17 protein-coding genes and 1 tRNA gene are annotated in these 19,925 nt (G+C 49.5%); 8 read left to right on the top strand and 10 right to left on the bottom strand.

What is annotated here, in order from left to right:
- Positions 1–5: 5 nt before the first annotated feature.
- The 5 genes from PRUB_RS01770 to PRUB_RS01750 all read right to left on the bottom strand — a co-directional run bounded on the left by PRUB_RS01770 (position 6) and on the right by PRUB_RS01750 (position 7,236).
- Complete coding sequence (locus PRUB_RS01770; protein WP_010383098.1) at positions 6–3,155, bottom strand: efflux RND transporter permease subunit; 3,150 nt, start codon at positions 3,153–3,155, stop codon at positions 6–8.
- A 15-nt stretch (positions 3,156–3,170) separates the two neighbouring features.
- Positions 3,171–4,874, bottom strand: a complete 1,704-nt coding sequence (locus PRUB_RS01765) for an efflux RND transporter periplasmic adaptor subunit (protein WP_010383100.1) — start codon at positions 4,872–4,874, stop codon at positions 3,171–3,173.
- Positions 4,867–6,201 (bottom strand): TolC family protein, encoded by a 1,335-nt coding sequence (locus PRUB_RS01760; RefSeq protein WP_010383101.1) that lies wholly within the window; start codon positions 6,199–6,201, stop codon positions 4,867–4,869. Before PRUB_RS01760 ends, PRUB_RS01765 begins: the two co-directional genes overlap by 8 nt.
- Positions 6,201–6,689, bottom strand: a complete 489-nt coding sequence (locus PRUB_RS01755; RefSeq protein WP_010383103.1) for a DUF411 domain-containing protein — start codon at positions 6,687–6,689, stop codon at positions 6,201–6,203. The genes PRUB_RS01760 and PRUB_RS01755 overlap by 1 nt, the downstream gene beginning before the upstream one ends.
- Positions 6,690–6,843: 154 nt before the next feature.
- Positions 6,844–7,236, bottom strand: a complete 393-nt coding sequence (locus PRUB_RS01750) for a hypothetical protein (RefSeq protein ID WP_010383105.1) — start codon at positions 7,234–7,236, stop codon at positions 6,844–6,846.
- Positions 7,237–7,378: 142 nt separating this feature from the next.
- Between PRUB_RS01750 and PRUB_RS01745 the strand changes: the two genes are divergently transcribed.
- From PRUB_RS01745 to PRUB_RS01725, 5 genes are all read left to right on the top strand, one after another.
- A complete protein-coding gene (locus PRUB_RS01745; RefSeq protein ID WP_155946332.1) occupies positions 7,379–8,239 on the top strand; it encodes a hypothetical protein in 861 nt (286 codons plus the stop codon).
- Positions 8,240–8,371: 132 nt separating this feature from the next.
- Positions 8,372–9,001 carry a uracil phosphoribosyltransferase gene (upp, locus tag PRUB_RS01740; protein WP_010383109.1) on the top strand — a complete coding sequence of 210 codons (630 nt, stop codon included), beginning with the start codon at positions 8,372–8,374 and terminating at the stop codon, positions 8,999–9,001.
- Positions 9,002–9,011: 10 nt separating this feature from the next.
- Entirely contained in the window at positions 9,012–10,256 is a 1,245-nt protein-coding gene (locus tag PRUB_RS01735) for a uracil-xanthine permease family protein (RefSeq protein WP_010383111.1), read from the top strand.
- Between the two features lie 268 nt (positions 10,257–10,524).
- Positions 10,525–10,737 (top strand): transcription antiterminator/RNA stability regulator CspE, encoded by a 213-nt coding sequence (gene cspE, locus PRUB_RS01730; protein ID WP_010383113.1) that lies wholly within the window; start codon positions 10,525–10,527, stop codon positions 10,735–10,737.
- A gap of 195 nt (positions 10,738–10,932) precedes the next feature.
- Positions 10,933–11,136, top strand: a complete 204-nt coding sequence (locus PRUB_RS01725; protein WP_010383114.1) for a hypothetical protein — start codon at positions 10,933–10,935, stop codon at positions 11,134–11,136.
- Positions 11,137–11,219: 83 nt separating this feature from the next.
- On the opposite strand, the gene PRUB_RS01720 is transcribed toward PRUB_RS01725, so the two are convergent.
- The 3 genes from PRUB_RS01720 to PRUB_RS01710 all read right to left on the bottom strand — a co-directional run bounded on the left by PRUB_RS01720 (position 11,220) and on the right by PRUB_RS01710 (position 14,582).
- Positions 11,220–11,648: a BLUF domain-containing protein gene (locus PRUB_RS01720; RefSeq protein ID WP_010383116.1), complete on the bottom strand. Its 429-nt coding sequence runs from the start codon at positions 11,646–11,648 to the stop codon at positions 11,220–11,222.
- Between the two features lie 278 nt (positions 11,649–11,926).
- A complete protein-coding gene (locus tag PRUB_RS01715) occupies positions 11,927–12,328 on the bottom strand; it encodes a DUF6746 family protein (protein ID WP_021032861.1) in 402 nt (133 codons plus the stop codon).
- A gap of 2,169 nt (positions 12,329–14,497) precedes the next feature.
- Positions 14,498–14,582: transfer RNA gene (locus tag PRUB_RS01710), tRNA-Leu, on the bottom strand.
- A 250-nt stretch (positions 14,583–14,832) separates the two neighbouring features.
- Here PRUB_RS01710 and PRUB_RS01705 point away from each other — a divergent pair.
- A complete protein-coding gene (locus tag PRUB_RS01705) occupies positions 14,833–15,330 on the top strand; it encodes an RDD family protein (RefSeq protein ID WP_010383121.1) in 498 nt (165 codons plus the stop codon).
- Positions 15,331–15,395: 65 nt separating this feature from the next.
- Here the strand turns inward: PRUB_RS01705 and lptG are convergent, their stop codons facing one another.
- Together lptG and lptF are read right to left on the bottom strand one after the other, a co-directional pair.
- Entirely contained in the window at positions 15,396–16,466 is a 1,071-nt protein-coding gene (lptG, locus tag PRUB_RS01700; RefSeq protein WP_010383123.1) for an LPS export ABC transporter permease LptG, read from the bottom strand.
- Positions 16,463–17,575, bottom strand: coding sequence for an LPS export ABC transporter permease LptF (lptF, locus tag PRUB_RS01695; RefSeq protein WP_040645066.1), 1,113 nt, complete (start codon positions 17,573–17,575; stop codon positions 16,463–16,465). The genes lptG and lptF overlap by 4 nt, the downstream gene beginning before the upstream one ends.
- 231 nt (positions 17,576–17,806) lie before the next feature.
- Here lptF and pepA point away from each other — a divergent pair, with 231 nt between their 5' ends.
- A complete protein-coding gene (gene pepA, locus PRUB_RS01690) occupies positions 17,807–19,318 on the top strand; it encodes a leucyl aminopeptidase (RefSeq protein ID WP_010383127.1) in 1,512 nt (503 codons plus the stop codon).
- A gap of 147 nt (positions 19,319–19,465) precedes the next feature.
- The gene (locus tag PRUB_RS01685) at positions 19,466–19,912 is read left to right on the top strand and encodes a DNA polymerase III subunit chi (protein ID WP_010383129.1); all 447 of its coding nucleotides are present in this window, start codon (positions 19,466–19,468) and stop codon (positions 19,910–19,912) included.
- The last annotated feature ends 13 nt before the right edge of the window (positions 19,913–19,925 follow it).

Genomic DNA, 19,925 nt, shown 5'->3' with positions numbered 1-19,925 from the left:
TGCAGTTAATTATGCTGTTGCATGTGCGCGTTAAACTGTCGCAACGCCGGCTTTTTCATCAGGCTATAGCACACAGGCAATACCAATAACGCTAACACCAACGCACTCAACATGCCACCCACCATAGGCGCGGCAATCCGGCTCATAATTTCAGACCCTGTGCCCGTGCCATATAAGATAGGCAGTAAGCCGATAATGATCGTCGATACCGTCATCATCACAGGTCGAACTCGCAGCGCAGCCCCTTGCAGCAAAGCGTCGATATACTGCGACTCACTGACAGGCGCCTGGCGTGATTGCGCTTCACTTTGTAAGTCTTTAAAAGCTTGCTCCAGATATACCAGCATGATCACCCCTATTTCAACCGCGACACCGGCCAGCGCGATAAAGCCGACACCAACGGCAACGGAGAAGTTAAAGCCTTGCAAATACATTAACCACAAACCCCCGATGGTAGCCATAGGCAAAGTCAGCAGGATCAACGCCACCTCTCCAAATCGACGGAAATTGAGATACAAAAGCAACATGATGATCGCCAATGTCAGCGGCAGTACATAGCTGAGCTTTTCCTGTGCGCGGATCATGTACTCATACTGGCCAGCCCAGTTCAGTGAGTATCCGGCAGGTAAATCCAGTTCCTCGGCGACCACACTGCGTGCCTGTTCAACATAACTGCCCAAATCGACCCCATCGATATCAACAAAGGTCCAGCCATTGATCCTGGCATTTTCACTTTTGATCCCCGGCGCACCGCTTTCAACGTAGACATCCGCGACATCACCAAGGGCGATCCGCTGCCCTGTGGGCGTCACGATAGGCAAACGAGCCAGCTGCTCAGGCGAGCTGCGGTAATCCTGTGGATAACGCAGGTTAACCGGATATCGCTCCTGTCCTTCCACAGTTTGTGTGACATTCATGCCGCCAATTGCGGTGGCCACAACCTGCTGTACGTCCGCAATATTGAGTCCAAAGCGGCTAGCCTGCTCACGACGAATATCCACTTTGATATAGCGCCCACCAGCAACGCGCTCTGAATACACCGAAGCGGTGCCAGGCACTGTTTTCAGAATGCTCTCAAGACGCTGGCCCAGTGATTCAATCACAGCCAGATCCGGGCCTGCAATCTTAACCCCCACCGGCGTTTTGATCCCCGTTGCCAGCATGTCGATGCGGGTTTTGATTGGCATCACCCAGGCATTGCTGACACCAGGCAGTTTTACCAGGCGGTCCAGCTCTGCTTTAAGCTTGTCGGTCGTCATGCCCGCTCGCCATTCGCTGCGAGGCTTAAGCTGAATAAAGGTCTCAATCATAGTCAATGGTGCCGGATCGGTGGCCGACTCAGCACGCCCGACTTTACCAAACACATTCTCCACTTCCGGCACCGTGGCAATGAGCTTATCTGTTTGCTGTAGCAGCTCACGCGCTTTGCCGATAGAAATCCCCGGATACGTGGTTGGCATATACATGAGGTCGCCCTCATCCAGGGGCGGAATAAACTCGCTGCCGATTTTATTCAGCGGGTAAAACCCAGCCACGGTCAGCGCCACTGCCGCGAACAAAGTGGTTTTAGGAAAACGCATAACCTGACGAAGCAACGGCATATACGCAGCAATCAACAAGCGGTTAAGCGGGTTTTTGCGCTCAGGCGTGACTTTCCCCCGGATGAAATAACCCATCAGCACCGGCACCAGGGTAATGGCCAGTCCGGCCGCAGCTGCCATGGCATAGGTTTTGGTATACGCCAAAGGTGCAAACATGCGCCCCTCCTGCGCCTCAAGAATAAACACCGGCAAGAACGACACTGTGATGATCAACAAACTGAAAAACAAGGCAGGCCCGACTTCAGTCGCCGCTTTTGCCACTATTTGCCAGCGATTGTCATCGGTTAACGGAGTCTTTTCCATATGCTTGTGGAGATTTTCTATCATCACAATGGCGCCATCCGTCATCGCACCAATGGCAATGGCAATCCCGCCAAGCGACATGATATTGGCGTTGATCCCCTGAAAGTACATCACGATAAAGGCCACCAATATTCCCAACGGTAAGGTGATCACGGCCACCAGCGAAGAGCGCAAATGGAACAGGAAGGCCACACAAATCACAGCCACAACCAGTAACTCCTCAAGCAGTTTCTGCCATAAATTATCCACTGCCCGCTCAATCAGCTGACTGCGGTCATACACAGTAACGACCTCAACCCCCTCAGGTAAGGACGCTTGCAACTCAGCGAGCCGGGTCTTCACGCCAGTAATGGTTTGCTGAGCATTTTCACCAAAGCGCATGACCACGACGCCACCGACTACTTCACCTTCGCCATTGAGTTCGGCAATGCCCCGGCGCATTTGCGGGCCAAGCGTGATCTGTGCCACATCTCCCATGGTCAGTGCGGTCCCCTGTGCATTGAGGCCAAGAGGGATCTGAGCAATATCTGTCACGGAGCGAATGTATCCGGTAGCCGTGACCATATATTCGGCTTCCGCCATCTCAATCACAGACGCCCCGGTTTCCTGGTTGCCCCGTTGCAGTGCCTGCTGAATATGGCTCAAAGGCAACCCATAGGCACGCAGTTTATCCGGATCAACCTGTACCTGATATTGCTTAACCATCCCGCCCACTGACGCGACTTCGGATACCCCCGGCACCGTTTGTAACTCGTATTTCAAAAACCAGTCCTGGAGGCTGCGTAGCTGGCTGATGTCGTGCTGACCCGAGCGGTCGGTCAGAGCGTAAATATACACCCAGCCTACGCCAGTTGCGTCCGGCCCAAGTTGTGGCTTGGCGGTTGATGGCAATAAGTTGGCTGCCTGACTCAGGTATTCCAGTACCCGACTGCGCGCCCAGTAGAGATCGGTGTCGTCATCGAAAATCACATACACATAAGAATCACCATAAAAGGAATAACCCCGCACTGTGGTTGCGCCGGGCACCGACAACATGGCGGTAGTGAGCGGAAAAGTCACCTGATCCTGAACCACCTGTGGCGATTGACCCGGATAACTGGTTTTTACGATCACCTGCACATCCGACAGATCCGGAATGGCATCAACCGGCGTTTGCTTAACGGCAAATAAACCGCCTGCCACCAGCATCAAAGTGCTCAGCAGGACCAGCACACGATTGTGCAAAGACCAGGTTATGACTGCTGCTATCATGATTGTCCTCCTGGCTTAATGGTTTGCATGATCAGACATAGCGGGGGTTTGTTCACCGTGCTGCATCTCGGTCACAACAAAGTCATCCCCCACCTCAAAGGTAAAGGTGACCTGATCGCCAGCGTTAAACGCATTCAAGTCGATATCCTCGGCTATGACAAAGTCCATCGTGGCGGCGGCACGACCCCATTTTTCAATTGCGTCGCGATGGATAGTGGCGATGCGAGACTCGGCGTCTATTGCCTTGATGTGGCCCCCAACAGTCGCCGTTGGTAGGGTCGGTTCAGCCATTATATGAATGGTAGTGATTTCATATCCGGCATCCGTTTTCGTGACCTCAAAATGAAGCGACTGTCCGGTTTTAAGCGCACTGCTATCGAGCTTATCAGCCAGCTGAAAGTCCATGGTCATTTCTGGCCATTCCCACTCAGGCACAGCATCATGGGTCATGTTGATCACACTTGACTGCGCTTCATAGTGATTCACCGTACCGGCCATCCAGACCTGAGTTGGCTTTGCATCAGCACTCATACGCTTGAAATCAGAGCTTTTACTGGACTCTGAATCAATCAGAAACTGAGCCGATGTAACGACCCGATCATCCTGTTGCAGCCCCTCCAGGATCTCAGTCTGTTCCAGGCCGACCCGGCCTAAAGTCACTGCGACCGACTTAAAGCGTCCCTCGCCCAGCGCAACAACCACTCTGTCCTGCTTACCGGTGCGGATCACCGCCTCGCTCGGCACCAGCATGGTGTCTGCTTTGCTGCCCGCCTGGATCTGCACCTGAGCAAACATATTGGGTTTCAGCTCCCGCGCAGCATTGTCGAACTTGAGCCGAACCCGCAGCGTCCGGGTCGTTTCATTCAACGTCGGGTAAACATAATCTACGCTGCCCTGCCAACGCTTACCGGGCAAATAATCCAGTGTCATTACTACCGGCTGGCCTGCCTCAACCAGCGCAGTATCCCGCTCGAACACTTCGGCTTCCACCCAAACCTGATCCAGCTGAGCAATGCTCATCAGGGTATTGCCCGGATTAACGTAAAAACCTTCACGGATCTTCAGATCGGCAACTACGCCGCTCTGACGGGCATAGAAAGTAATGGTCTGGCGCACCTGACGCTGCGCTTCTAAACGGCGAATAAAGTCAGCCGACAATTGCAATGCCATTAAACGCTCCCGTGCTGCTTTGATCAGTGCTGCATTGTTGCGCTTCAGGGCGATCAGAAACTCCTCCTGAGCATTTACCAGCTGCGGTGAATAGAGCGAGTACAGAGGCTGTCCCTGCTCCACCGGCTCTCCGGCGGCTTTGATGTATAAGGTTTCTACCCAACCATCAACGCGCGGGTGAATGTGCACCAGCTTATCTTCATCATATTGTATGTAACCGACTGTCGAGATCATGTTGTACAGCGGGCCGGTCTCCACGATAGCCGTTCTCACCCCCAGGTTATTCACCACTTCAGGCGAGATAGTGACCGCCCCGGCTTCTTGCGTCTCACTCTGTGCATAAACAGGCACCAAATCCATGCCCATCGGCGATTTACCGGGCTTATCACGGCGGTAATTGCTGTCCATCGGTGCGACCCAGTAGAGTGGCTGCTTACTGTTATCTTCGCCTTGCGGCGTGTCAGACGGGGCTGTGCCTGTGGTCATCACAGCATAGCTCAGTGCACCCCCAGATAACCCAGCCAGCAATAGTTTTAGTGTGTTATTCATATGCAGCTCCTGGCTGGTAAGTCGTGAGGTAATAATTCAATCGAGCAACGGCTTTCAGCGCATCTACGTCAATTTGTTTTGCGGCCACTCTGGCATTCAACTGAGCGATCCGAGCACGTACCACTTCAGCAAAGTCGCCGCTGTCATTGGTGTAAGCAGTCAGTGCAGCTTCGGCCTGTTCATAGGTTTGCTGTAACAATTGCTCTCGATACAAAACCTGACGCTCAGACAGGCGCCTCAGCTGGCTTGCTTCTTTTTCAACCTGACCTGACAAGTCTCTGAGCAACAACAGCTTGTCCGTTTTGATCGCTTCCTGATCAGCCTGTGAGGCACTCAGCCACTGATCCTGACGATTAGCGGTAAACAAAGGCACATCGACGCTTACCCCCACTGAAAAGAAATCTGCCCGACTGCTGCCATCGGGCATATCACTGCGATGACCATAACTGGCGTTCACGCCCCACTGCGGTTTATATTGCTGACGGGCAATCGCGACACCTTTAGCGGCGACCTCAATACGCACGTCCTGCGCCAACACCACTGGGTGACTGGTTAGCCGGTTCAGCAACCGCTGCGGATCCGGTTTGCCTTGCACAAACAGCGTTGGAACCGCAACCTGAAGTGATGGAAGCCCCTCTGCTAACCGGGTATCCGACCAGACAGTTTGTGTCTGGCCGCTTTGTAGCCAGGACATCAGCTGAGCACGAGCTGCATCGCGTTTTTGATACTCGACATTGAGACGATCATCCAGCTGCACCAGCTCCAGCTGAGCGCGGATCACATCCTGTTGACGGGTACGCCCCACGGCATTGGCATAGCTGGCCTTGCTCACATCAACCAGTTGCTCAAAAAGTGCTTTATCCTGCTCAATCAAAGCGATGGTGCGTTCTGCGAGGTACGTATCGAGCCATAATTGACTTACCTGAGCGCGGATCTGCGCAGTGCGGTCGGCGCGCAGCAAGGCATATTCGCTACTGGCAATCGTCAGCTGCTGACGTTTCAGTGCCAACTCGTCACCCCGGCCAAACTGCTGACTCACGCCCACTTTGAGCTGCGTCATCGCTTCACGGTCATGCTGCCAGCCATCCACAGGCAGATTCATCATAGATAAGGCCACTTTGGGATCCGGTAATGTACCGGCCGCAATGCTTTGCGCTTGTGTTGCGCGCTGCTGGTAATGTTGCTTTTGTAATATCGGATCCTGTTCCGTTGCCAGCTCAATTGCTTTTTGCAATGACAGTCGTTCTGACGCCTGTACGGCAGTGACACTCAATGTCAGTGCGCTTAACAGTGTCAAACTGACTAACCGGATAATAAAAGGTTGCATCAAAACTGCTCCTTATAAGCATTCACCTGCGCATAGATCTGGTGGCTGCCGTCTTTCATCAAAAGTAAAACCTGATACGGCATGAAGCGGCCGTCCACTTCCATACCCGGCGATCCCAGCGGCATGGCTGGCACAGCAAGGCCGATGGCGTCTTTGTGGGGATTGGCTAAAAATTGTTGAATAAACCTGGCGGGGACATGCCCTTCAAATACCCAGCCATCGTGACTGACAGCGGTATGACATGAACGATAACGTGCAGCTATCCCATACCGTGACTTAATTGCGCTGAGCGATGCCAGTTCCTGCCCTTGTGCGTTTACACCTTGCTCAAGCAGGTGCGACAGCCATTTTTTACAACACCCACAGGTCGGCGTTTTATACACAGTTAAAGCCTGCTCCGGGCTGCTCTGAGCGTAACTACTCAGGCTCAGCAACCAAAACAAACAGGCACTCAGAAATAGAAAATATTTATTGGTAGTAAAAGACACACTTGCCTCCGTCTCCTTCTGGCCCACAGCAACTCGATATGGCATGTCCGGGTCAGAATCAATGTAAACATCACACTGCAAAATGCAGTGAAATCATCAAAAGAAGTTGGATAAACAGGCTCAGATGCCGAATTTCAGACGCACTTCACCTGAGTCAGGCAAAAATGGGGGGACGATAAAGAGATCGAGCGACAGCAACCGGGGGTTGGTTTTCCTGCCATAAAGCAGCCGTATAGCTAAGGTCTGTTGCCAGAAAGAATTCAGCCACAGGCAACAGTTGAGCGCTACCACAGGCATGAGTCAGGCATACACACTCACTGTCATCGTCACAGCAATCCATTGCGTGCTGCGAATGGCTCATCATATTTGACTCACTGTGCGACATGACGTGATTGTCCATTGACGTGTGCTGATGTGTCATCATGGTCCCTGGCATATCGTGGCCCTGCATATGTGCTTCACACGCCATCACAGCATTCGCCATGCCTTGCACAACAAAGGCAAACAAAGCGAGTATCATCAGTAATGTTGCGGTGAATTTATTCATAAGGCCCTCAGGGTAACGGGTCAGATTCTCACATAAACAACAAAAAAAGGAAAGCACACGCATAATAATGGCGATAAATTGCCTATACTGGTTGTGACGGTGGTTTTTGGGTAGTCAGTTTGTGTGGTTGGGTAGTCAGTTTGTGTGGATAATACAAAGCCTTCTTTTTTTACTTGTCGTTGTGCAGCTTTTCTCGCCCGTCAGGGCACAGCAAATCAGCAAAGACGCGACGCCCCCGGAGCTTCACATCACCCTCCCTGTCCGCCAGGTTAAGCTGCAAAAGTACATCAGTGAGCTGCTGCACGTCTCGCTGGCAGACCTTGGCTATAACCTGACGCTCACCATGACTCCTAACCCTTTGTATAAACGTGAATCCCGATTACTAAACAGTGGCCAAATCACCATGATAATGCGGCTGGCAACACCGCAACGCGACGCCACATTTCACAAAATTAATGTGCCACTGACACAAAGCTTGATTGGCAAAAGGCTGCTATTGATCCATCAGCGTACCCAGTCACGCTTTGATGCTGTGCAATCACTGGACTCCTTTCGGGACAGTAAATTAGTCGGGGTCTTTGCGCCCGGCTGGTATGACGCGCAGATCTGGCAGGCCAATCAGCTGCCTTACATCGAAAGTGCCAGCGACCATGGCACGATAGTGCGTATGCTCACAGGCGGCAATCGGGGCTTTGATTACTTTTCACGAGGCATCAATGAAATAGATGATTACCCACTGAGTGATGGTTTGATCATCGAACCTAATCTGGTACTCAGCTACCCGCTGGATTTTCATTTTTATCTGCACCCGCAAAACAAAGCCCATATTTCCATTCTCACCCGAGCACTGGAACGTGCACAAAGGAATGGATTGCAAACCCGCCTAATGCGCAAGCATTTTGGTTACTTACAACAACGCCACCGCTTGTCGGAACGACGCGTTATTCACCTCACACTACCCGCCGCTGCTCAGGCCGTACAGCAGCCTCTGCCAGCGCACTAAGCTTTTAAGCTATCTACACTGAGTGCTGTAAACTACACCTAACTCATTGAATAAATTATTTGCGTTATCTCAGGGTAATTCTCAAATAGCTAAGCTAAAATAGCGTTAAATTTTATTTGGAGTATCTTTTCAATGAGTATTCATGTAATCAAACACCCACTTGTACAGCATAAACTTGGCCTGATGCGCGAGCATGGGATCAGCACAAAGAGCTTTCGCGAGTTATGTCAGGAAGTGGGCACTTTGCTGACCTATGAGGCAACCAAAGACATCCCATTGGAAGATATTACCATCAAAGGCTGGCAGGGTGATGATCTCACAGTGCAGCACATCAAGGGCAAGAAAATCACCGTTGTGCCTATCCTGCGTGCAGGACTGGGGATGATGGAAGGCGTGATGCAGTTGATCCCAAGTGCTAAGGTCAGTGTGGTCGGACTGCAACGCAACGAAGAAACACTCGAGCCTGTGCCCTACTTTGAAAAGCTAGTTGGTAACATCGAAGAGCGCATGGGCCTGGTGATTGACCCTATGCTGGCCACTGGTGGCTCAATGATTGCCACAATCGACATGTTAAAGAAAGCGGGCTGTAAAGAGATCAAAGTGATTGTGCTGGTCGCCGCGCCTGAAGGGGTGGAAAAAACCCTGGCGGCGCACCCTGATGTCGAGATCTTCACCGCCTCGTTGGACAGTCACCTGAATGAAAAAGGTTACATAGTGCCTGGGCTAGGCGACGCCGGTGACAAAATTTTTGGCACTGTGTAGGACGCCCTGAATGTCCAACAAACCCCTTAATTCTCTGACATCGCTCAAGACCATACTGAGCGGTGCTCAGATGCTCTTTGTAGCCTTTGGGGCACTCGTGCTGGTGCCACTGCTGACCGGCCTGGACCCCAATGTCGCGCTGTTTACTGCGGGCCTCGGTACTTTGGTGTTTCAGTTTGTCACCCGCGGACAAGTGCCGGTCTTTCTGGCTTCTTCCTTTGCCTTTATCGCTCCAATCATTGCCAGCGTACAGGTATGGGGGATCCCCGCCACTATGGGTGGGCTCATGGCAGCCGGGTTTGCCTATATCCTGTTGAGCTTGCTGGTACGCTTTAAAGGTGCCGATATTCTGCATAAGATCTTACCCCCCGTGGTAGTTGGCCCGGTCATTATGGTCATCGGACTGGCCCTTGCGCCGGTTGCGGTGAACATGGCCATGGGTAAAAGTGGTGACGGCAGTGCTCAGCTAGTTGCTTACGATCAGGCATTGATCATTTCATTGTCCTCACTGATAGTCACCTTAATCGTGGCAGTGACAGCCAAAGGGATTTTCCGCCTGATCCCGATTCTGGCGGGTATCATCACAGGTTACGGCTTATCTCTGGCATTTGGTATCGTACAATTTGATGCGGTACACAATGCCAGCTGGCTGGCCGTCCCTGCCTTTGTCTGGCCAGAGTTTTACTGGCCGGCCATTCTGTTTATGGTGCCTGTGGCCATTGCCCCGGCGATTGAACATATCGGCGATATGATGGCGATCAGTAACGTAACAGGCAAAGATTACCTCGAAAAACCCGGCTTGCACCGCACTTTGCTGGGAGATGGCCTGGCTACCTCAACGGCTTCTTTGTTTGGTGGCCCACCCAATACCACCTACTCAGAAGTAACCGGCGCCGTTATGCTGACCCGTAACTTCAACCCTCAGGTAATGACCTGGACAGCGGTGATTGCCATCGTGCTGGCATTTGTCGGTAAGATGGGCGCTGGCTTGCAAACCATTCCAACGCCTGTGATGGGTGGGATCATGACCCTGTTGTTTGGCTCAATCGCGGTGGTCGGTTTAAACACTTTAGTGAAATCAGAAACCGACCTCAGTGCCCCCCGCAACCTCAGCATTATTGCACTGATATTGGTATTTGGTATTGGAGGAATGCAGCTTGGCAGCACCGAGTTTAGCCTGCAAGGGGTGAGCTTGTGTGCCATTTTGGGCATTGTGCTTAATTTGCTACTACCCAACCCTAAACAAGAAGCCTAACTTAAGTTGATAAAAATGCTCAGCATATTGTAATAGTCTACAGTGCTGAGCATTTTTAAATAAAGAAATAAAATAAATAGCTATCTATTCACCCAATATGCTGTATAGTAATTGACAGCTCAAACAGCTGAGCTATTAATGAATATTTAGTACAAGCTTTCCCAGTTTCTTTTCGATTTACTTCGTCATATTTACCCTGCGATATCTTTTCCTTCATTACAGATTTAGTAGCTTCATTTTAAATTTTTTCGATTATATCGAGGTATATATGTCTAATAAAACAACTGGTTCAGTAAAATGGTTTAACGAATCTAAAGGCTTTGGCTTTATCACACCAGACAATGGCGGCACAGATGTTTTTGTACACTTCCGCGCAATTGAAGGTGATGGTTTTAAGACTCTGGTTGAAGGACAAAAAGTTGCTTTCAATTCAGAACAGGGCGCCAAAGGCCCACAAGCTGCCAACGTCACCGTAGCTTAATCTAATAATAAAGAGATATGGTGTGTAAAACGCATATCTCTTTATTGACCCCCAGTAAAATAAGTCAAAAATTTTTTACCTATTTCTGAACCTTCCATATAGAAAACCGGCATACAAAGTTAATCGTTATTACAGCATTATCAATTTGACAGGCCCGTATTTCTCATAAAACCCATCTATCAAATTGAGAGTAGCATGCGAAAATCATCAAAAAAGACAGCGAGTAAAGGACGAAAAGTAAGTTTTGAAGAAAAACTTGAAAGAATGGTGAATGAATACCGCCAGGAAAAAGAGAGCCTTGAATTATTAAGTACAGAGACATCTGAATATCAAAGTCAGCTTGAGAAGTGTAATCGGCTTTTTGCCAATGTAGAGCGCTTTGTTGGCCGAAATCGCTAACTTACTTGCTCTTGATTAGGCTTTACTACGCACTGAAGTTTGAGCTTAGATGAAAATGGAGAGCATTCTGAGCCTGCCACTGACTAGCCAAAAGATTTTCTGACCCGCTCTTCAAACTCCATTTCTTGATCGCGAAATGACTTAAGCAACTTATAACTGAGCGGCAGCCGTCGATGAGGCCGTGTCGTTTTTACCTTGCGATAACTCGGATGTTTGGAGAGATCAATCACGCCCATGGACCAACGCGAAAAATTACGCTTTGGCAGGTCATTAATGATCAACGCGACCACTTCGGTATGCCTTGGATCTTGTTGAATATTCTTATACAAACGCTCAACATGATCTCTTTCACCTTCAATCACTTGCATGAAGTGATGTCCATCATAAAGTAACATACCGGAAATGCCATTGAGCTGATTAGTCGATTTGCAAAAACGATTTAACTCAATCAACTGCTCATCAGACAGAGGTGCCGATACAGTACTGACATAAATAAGCTCTATCAAGGCCATGGAAACCCCCCTTGTTCACCCTGAAGATAAGCATAGTCGAACGCAGTTATTGCGCAAAACCAATCAATGGAACAAAAGGGCTGGCCTGAACACCTTATATGTATCAATAATTTAAACTTCAGTTGGCCGGACACAGCTGCCAGGACGCTATAGGCCCAATCCGCCAGCCTGCTTAATTTGCGCTTGCGATGAATATACGTTGTGGAGCTGTGGGGAGGACAACGGGGCCAGGTTCACCCGGCCTCGTCAGTATAGAAAGGCGTGCTCAGCGTGCTAAATTAAAAACTCGCAATCAGTCTGTCTGCTAACACAAAATACTGATTAAGGTGCTTTTTAGTCTGCTCTTTACGGTTTCTTTCTGAATTAAGGTGGATGTTTTCTACCACAACCGCAAGATCATCTGCGAGCTTTTTGTTGTCGCCGATAAGGTTAAATGTGAAAAATTCAACGCTTTTCTCAAGCGTATACGTGATCACATGGATCTGTTGTAGTTCAGCCTCATCCAGATCTCGTTTGCTTCTAATTTCTGAGGTTTTTTCAATGAAAATCTTTCTTGCATCTTCGATGGAAGTCACGTCTGCCACTTTAAGGTGTTGAATAGATTTTTCGCCCGATTCATCACTCGCTTGTACCGTTGTTGAAAAAACAGCAGCCATAAGTAATACAATTAAAGTTCTCATTTTATCTCTCTATTGTTGAAGTATAAGGGTCAATAGGGCGGTTTTTAATTGTTGGGTACTGATAAAACCGGCAACTGGAGGTGTATTTTAACAATCCCTGAGCCTCTTTAAAAGTTGTCGGGATTGCACCTGATAGCCAGCGCGCGTTGCGATATTAAAACGTCACAGGCCAAAAACCGCTTTGCTCTGATCTTACTAGACGTTCAATACTGGAAAAAATTTATCATTTTCTCAAAAATCGCCGATTATTGAATTTGAGCCCGCCTCAGATAAAGGTTTGAGCTCACCTTACTGACATAATGATCTGAGTGAAAACAGCATTGGTACCTGCTGGCTAAGGTACACGTTAAGCGAGCAAAGAGGAGATTGAATTAACCCACCATACGCTCAAGTCCAAACACTGCTTCTAACTTCAGCATGGTTCTTTGAATCTCAGCTATAAAAAAACCCCTGACCTATTCGGTCGGGGTTATAAAAAGTGGGTCCAGTGGGCGGACTCTTAACTTGCATCAGTGCCACGCCCGGCGTGGGGCTCAAGTCCGACACCACACTAGGCTAAACATTAAAATTCAGGCATAAAAAAACCCTGACCTATTCGGCCAGGGTTATAAAAAGTGGGTCCAGTGGTCGGACTCTTAACTTGCATCAGTGCCACGCCCGGCGTGGCGCTCAAGTCCGACACCACACCATGAAATATTAAAATTTAGGCATAAAAAAACCCAGCTAAAAAGCAGGGTTATAAAAAGTGGTACCCGTGAGCGGACTCTTAACTTGCATCAGTGCCACGCCCGGCGTGGGGCTCAAGTCTGACACCACATTGCTTCAGTATGTTACCTTGAATTTCAGGTATAAAAAACCCAGCTAAAAAGCTGGGTTATAAAAAGTGGGTCCAGTGGGCGGACTCTTAACTTGCATCAGTACCACGCCATGCGTGGGGCTCAAGTCCTACACCACACTCAACAAAACATTAAAATTCAGACATAAAAAAACCCCGACCTATTCGGTCGGGGTTATAAAAAGTGGTACCAGTGGGCGGACTCTTAACTTGCATCAGTGCCACGCCCGGCGTGGGGCTCAAGTCCGACTCCACTTTGCTTCGCTAAAAAATAATATACTGAAAAACAGGCATAAAAAAACCCCGACCTAATCGGTCAGGGTTATAAAAAGTGGTACCCGTGAGCGGACTCTTAACTTGCATCAGTGCCACGCCCGGCGTGGCGCTCAAGTCCGACACCACACCATGAAATATTAAAATTTAGGCATAAAAAAACCCAGCTAAAAAGCTGGGTTATAAAAAGTGGTACCCGTGAGCGGACTCTTAACTTGCATCAGTGCCACGCCCGGCGTGGGGCTCAAGTCCGACTCCACTTTGCTTCGCTAAAAAATAATATACTGAAAAACAGGCATAAAAAAACCCCGACCTAATCGGTCAGGGTTATAAAAAGTGGTACCCGTGAGCGGACTCTTAACTTGCATCAGTGCCACGCCCGGCGTGGGGCTCAAGTCCGACTCCACTTTGCTTCGCTAAAAAATAATATACTGAAAAACAGGCATAAAAAAACCCCGACCTAATCGGTCAGGGTTATAAAAAGTGGTACCCGTGAGCGGACTCTTAACTTGCATCAGTGCCACGCCCGGCGTGGGGCTCAAGTCCGACTCCACTTTGCTTCGCTAAAAAATAATATACTGAAAAACAGGCATAAAAAAACCCCGACCTAATCGGTCAGGGTTATAAAAAGTGGTACCCGTGAGCGGACTCTTAACTTGCATCAGTGCCACGCCCGGCGTGGGGCTCAAGTCCGACTCCACTTTGCTTCGCTAAAAAATAATATACTGAAAAACAGGCATAAAAAAACCCCGACCTAATCGGTCAGGGTTATAAAAAGTGGTACCCGTGAGCGGACTCTTAACTTGCATCAGTGCCACGCCCGGCGTGGGGCTCAAGTCCGACTCCACTTTGCTTCGCTAAAAAATAATATACTGAAAAACAGGCATAAAAAAACCCCGACCTAATCGGTCAGGGTTATAAAAAGTGGTACCCGTGAGCGGACTCTTAACTTGCATCAGTGCCACGCCCGGCGTGGGGCTCAAGTCCTACACCACACTCAACAAAACATTAAAATTCAGACATAAAAAAACCCCGACCTATTCGGTCAGGGTTATAAAAAGTGGTACCAGTGGGCGGACTTGAACCGCCACGCCCGAAGGCAACGGATTTTGAATCCGTCATGTCTACCAATTCCATCACACTGGCATAATTTTTCTTTAATCTTCTAACCAAGAGAAAATAAAGAAAAACCACTTTGAGCTTAGGCTTTGTTTTATATGCCTTCGTCTCTATGCCCAGCATTATACAAATTGGCGGGAGGGTAGCAAGCATTTTTTACAAAACGTCGTTTAAGTGCTTGGTAAATGAACAGTCGCTTAAAACTAGTCGGGTTTTTTAGTGTTAGATTAAAAATCAGGTAGAATAAGTCATATTTCGGCTTTAATGAGTGAACTAAATGGCTTCGTTTCCCCGTGCGGGCTTAACCCGTCGTCTTGCATCTCTGATCTATGATGGTCTGGTCGTGATTGCATTTGCAATGCTCTCTATGGTGGTTTTTTTATTGGTAATTGAAGGCTTTATCTCTTTAGGCTGGATCTCACAAGGAAACCATGAAGACGTATCAGCGCTGATCCAGGCCTCTCCCCTGTTGTCATTTTTCCGGGGATTTGTGCTGATTGCCGTATCTGTGCTGTTTTTTGCTTACTTTTGGGTTAAAAGCGGTCAAACCATCGGCATGCGTGCCTGGCGGCTAAAAGTACAAACACCAGATGGTGAGTTGCTCAGCTGGCCAAGAGCCAGTGCACGGGCCTTATGTGCGTTGCTAGGGCTGGGCAATCTGCTGGTACTGATCGACTTTAAACACAAACGCGCACTGCAAGATATGATTTGTGGGACTGAAGTGGTGGTGCTGAGCAAAGAAGAGAACAAACGCATTTACGACAGCCTGGATTAAAAAGGTCGTTGCATTGCAACAAAAAAGCCTGACTGAGTCAGGCTTTTTTGTTTTCATCCTCTTTCTTACCCGCGTTGACGGTTAAGCAGATAAAACGCTGTGGCGGTAAATAAGACGCTGGGCATCACAGCCCCTACGACCGGCGGGATCTGATACACCATAACGATTGGACCGAAAATCTCGTTGCTCAGGTGGAAGATAAGCCCGGTGATCACCCCCATGATAATACGCGCCCCCATACTCACAGAGCGCAGTGGCCCAAAGATAAAAGACAAGGCGACCAGCAGCATCACCGCAATCGTCACCGGTTGCATCACTTTACGCCACAGTGCCAGTTCATAGTTACTGGTGTCCTGCTCATTTTGCTTCAGATACTGCAAATACGACCACAAACCAGAGAAAGACAATGCGTCTGGCTCTACCGAAGCCACGTCCAGCCGATCCAACGTCAGCTGTGATGCATAATTGAGTGTCTGAGCGTATTGTGTACTGATCTGTTGCTCTTCAATGGTCACTTCCTCAATGGCTTTCAGCTGCCAACCGTCATCAGTCGCAGTACCAGACTTAGCACGGGTGATTTTCAGCAGATTAAGATCATCATCAAAGTGGTAAATATTGATATTTTGCAGATTGCCGGATTTTTCGATGTTGGCAATATTAATAAAATTACTGCCATCTTTGGCCCACACGCCCTGCTGCGCCTCGAACACCTCACCACCATTAATTGCCTGATTACGCAGTTGTTTGGCTGTTTGTTCTGCCTGTGGTGCACCCCACTCGCCCAATGCCATCATGCATAATGCCAGCACAATCGCCGATTTCATCACCGACCCGATGATCTGTAATCGCGACATCCCCGCAGCCTGCATCACCACCAGTTCGCTGCTCGAAGCCAAAGCCCCCAGCCCGGTCAGGCCACCAATCAGCGCCGCCATTGGGAAGAACACCACAATATCACTGGGCATGCTGTACAGAGTGAACAACAACGCATCCATGACATCATAGGTGCCGCGACCCACAGAGCGTAACTGCTCAATAAATTTGATTAAGGTATTGATGCCCACAAACACCAACAAGGCAAAGCCCGTGGTTTGTAAAATGCTGCGCCCGAGATACCAATCCAGGGTTTTCATCATTGCTGTGGCTCCCGTTTTAACAGCATGGCACGCACCCAGACACCAAAAGGCCGGCCTTTGGCTATCAGGTAAGCACCAATAAATAACACACACAAGTGGATCCACCACAAGCCAACCGAGGTTGGTACCTTGCCTTCAGCGACCAGATATTTACCCGCATTGAGCATGATAAAGTAACCCAGATAGATACAAATCGCCGGAACCAGTTTGGCAAACTTACCCTGTCTGGGATTCACCACACTCAGCGGAACCGCCAGTAAGGTCAGCAAAATAATAGAAATTGGCACAGATAAACGTAGCTGGAACTGGGCAATGGCCTCGGGGGTGCCCATTTGCAGCAGACTGGACGAGGGCAAGTCTTCAAGCTTACGACGCCGCTGTTCAATTTCCTGCTCACGGATCTGCACCTGATAACTGCTAAACTCAGTTTTGTTCAGCGCCTGACTGAAACCGTCGGTTTCGAATCGTTTCCCTTCACTGAGCACCAGCTGCTGCTCACCGGTGCCTTCTTCAACGACCCGACCATTCTGAGCAAACACGATACGTGCCGCCTGATTTGAATCGCGATCAGGTAACTGAGCCACAAACACACGATTTAGCTCTTTGCCCTGATCACTGGTGTTGTGGACAAATACCACTGCCTTTTCATTGCCCGTTTGCTGGAAGCGCCCGGCCCGGATCTGGCTGAGCCCCGATTCTGCATTGGCTTGTTCGCGCAGCTGATTTTCTTTTTCACCTGCCCAGGGCGCCAGATATAAGCTCAGCACCGCGGCCATCAGCGCAATCACAAAACTGGAGACCAAAGTCACGCGCACGACATACCACTCACTGACACCGCACGCCTTGAGTACCGTCATTTCACTGTCAGCATAGACCCGGCTATAGGCGAGGATAATGCCCAAAAATAAGCTTAATGGCAGGATATACACCGCCAGTTTAGGTAAATTTAGGGCCAGAAAAGACATAACAAGTTTTCCCGGAATGCTGCCACCTGAGGCCTCAGCCAGGATCCGGACAAACTTCTGCGAGATGAAGATGGTCATAAGGGTCATAAAAACGGCGACCTGAGATTTTAATATCTCAGCAGTCAGATATCGAAAAATAAGCAATGTCCGCCCCTATAAAACGTCTCATTTCACTGGAATAGTAGGAAATTTTGAGTAAACTGGTTATTTTAATCACTTTATTATATGCCATCGGATCCAAATATCCTACTAAAGCAACAGGCTAAAGCGCCAAATGCACGCGTCAATTAGCCGTTTTTTAGTTCAGCACCTAGAAATGGAGTGGCTGAGGCATAAAAAGTTCAAAAAAGACAGCACATTGACTCAGGAGTCGCAATGGAATTCAGCGTAAAAAGTGGTAGCCCAGAAAAACAACGCAGTGCGTGTATTGTTGTCGGCGTATACGAACCACGCCGCCTTTCACCCGTCGGGGAGCAGCTGGATAAAATCAGCGAAGGGTATATTTCTAACCTGCTGCGCCGCGGAGACCTAGAAGGTAAACCCGGCCAGGTGCTTTTACTTCACCATGTACCAAACGTATTGAGTGAACGTGTGCTACTTGTGGGCTGTGGTAAAGAGCGTGAGCTAGACGACAAACAATACAAACAGATCATCGCCAAAACCATCAGCACCTTAAATGACACAGGTTCAATGGAAGCCGTTTGCTTCCTGACTGAACAACACGTTAAAGGACGCGATACTTACTGGAAAGTTCGCCAGGCAGTAGAAACCACTCAGGACAGCCTTTACACCTTTAACCAGCTGAAAAGCAAAAAGAGCGAAGCACGTCGTCCACTACGTAAAATTGTTTTCAACGTACCGACACGCCGTGAATTGCCGATTGGCGAGAGCGCCATCGAGCATGGACTGGCCATCGCAGCCGGTGCCACTTTATGTAAAGACGTGGCAAACATGCCGCCAAACATCTGCAATCCTCGCTACTTAGGTGAGCAGGCTCAGGCATTAGCCGATGAATTCGACAACGTCACGGTTAATCTGGTTGGCGAAAAAGAAATGGAAGAGCTGGGTATGCACTCATATCTGGCGGTTGGTCGCGGTAGTGACAACGAATCCGTGATGTCGGTGATCCACTATAACGGTGCCCCGCAAAAGCAAGCGCCTATCGTGTTCGTCGGTAAAGGCCTGACATTTGATTCGGGCGGTATTTCTATCAAACCAGGCGAAGGCATGGACGAGATGAAATACGACATGGGTGGCGCCGCCGGCGTTCTGGGCCTGATGCGCGCCGTCGTGCAAATGCAGCTGCCACTGAACGTTATCGGCGTGCTGGCTGGCTGTGAAAACATGCCGAGCAGCAATGCTTATCGCCCGGGTGACATCCTGACCACTATGTCTGGTCAGACAGTTGAAGTACTCAATACCGATGCAGAAGGCCGACTGGTCCTGTGTGATGCACTAACCTATGTTGAAGCGTTTGAGCCAGAAGTGGTCGTTGACGTGGCAACCCTGACCGGTGCGTGTATTATCGCCCTGGGCCATCATGCAACCGGTTTGTTGTCGAACCACAACCCGCTGGCGCATGACTTGTTAAAAGCGTCTGAGCAAAGTGGTGATCGCGCATGGCAGCTGCCTTTATGGGATGACTATCAGGAACAACTGAAGAGCCCGTTTGCCGACTTCACCAACCTGGGTGGCCGCCCTGCCGGAACGATTACCGCCGCCTGCTTCTTGTCTAAATTCACCAAGAAGTACAACTGGGCACACCTGGACATCGCAGGAACAGCCTGGCGCAGTGGTGCCAATAAAGGTGCAACCGGTCGTCCGGTCCCTATGTTAATGCAATACCTGCTTAACCGCGTGGACGTGACTGAGCAACCTCAGGACTAATTCATGCTGTGACAGCCGATGTCACGCACCACGTTGATTGATGATAGCCGTATTCTGTGTCAGAATGCGGCTTTATTTTGAACGCTGTGTCATTTAAAGGCTTTCCCCTTGTGACAAGGCGTTTCGCTAGCTAGAAAACCACATGTCATGACCATCAACGCACGCTTTTTTGTATTAAAGCAGAACAATGAGCCGGGCAAACCAGTGCCGGCTCATTTTGATCTCGCCGCACGCAGCGCCGCAAAGCTGTACCGCGCCGGACAACGTGTCTTTATTTACGTAGACAGCGTTGAAGATGCCCATGCGGTTGACGAGCACTTGTGGTGTTTTGAGGCCGACAGCTTTGTGCCTCACAACCTGCAAGGCGAAGGCCCCAAAGGGGGCGCACCGGTCGAGATCGGCCAGATGCCACCAGTTGGCAGACGCACCATTTTGATTAATCTGGCACAACAGCTGCCGGATTTTGTGCGCCGATTCGACAAGATCTACGATTTTGTGCCGGTTGAAAGCAATGCCAAACACGCGGCACGCCAGCGGTTCATGCAATTGCGTCAACTCGGCGCTGAAATTTCAACCAAAGAAATTGACAACTAAAGTATTTTTTAAG

Source organism: Pseudoalteromonas rubra, from assembly GCF_000238295.3.
GTDB lineage: Bacteria > Pseudomonadota > Gammaproteobacteria > Enterobacterales > Alteromonadaceae > Pseudoalteromonas > Pseudoalteromonas rubra.
Note: the sequence above shows the minus strand (reverse complement) of the source record. Positions and strands in the feature narration are given on the sequence as shown.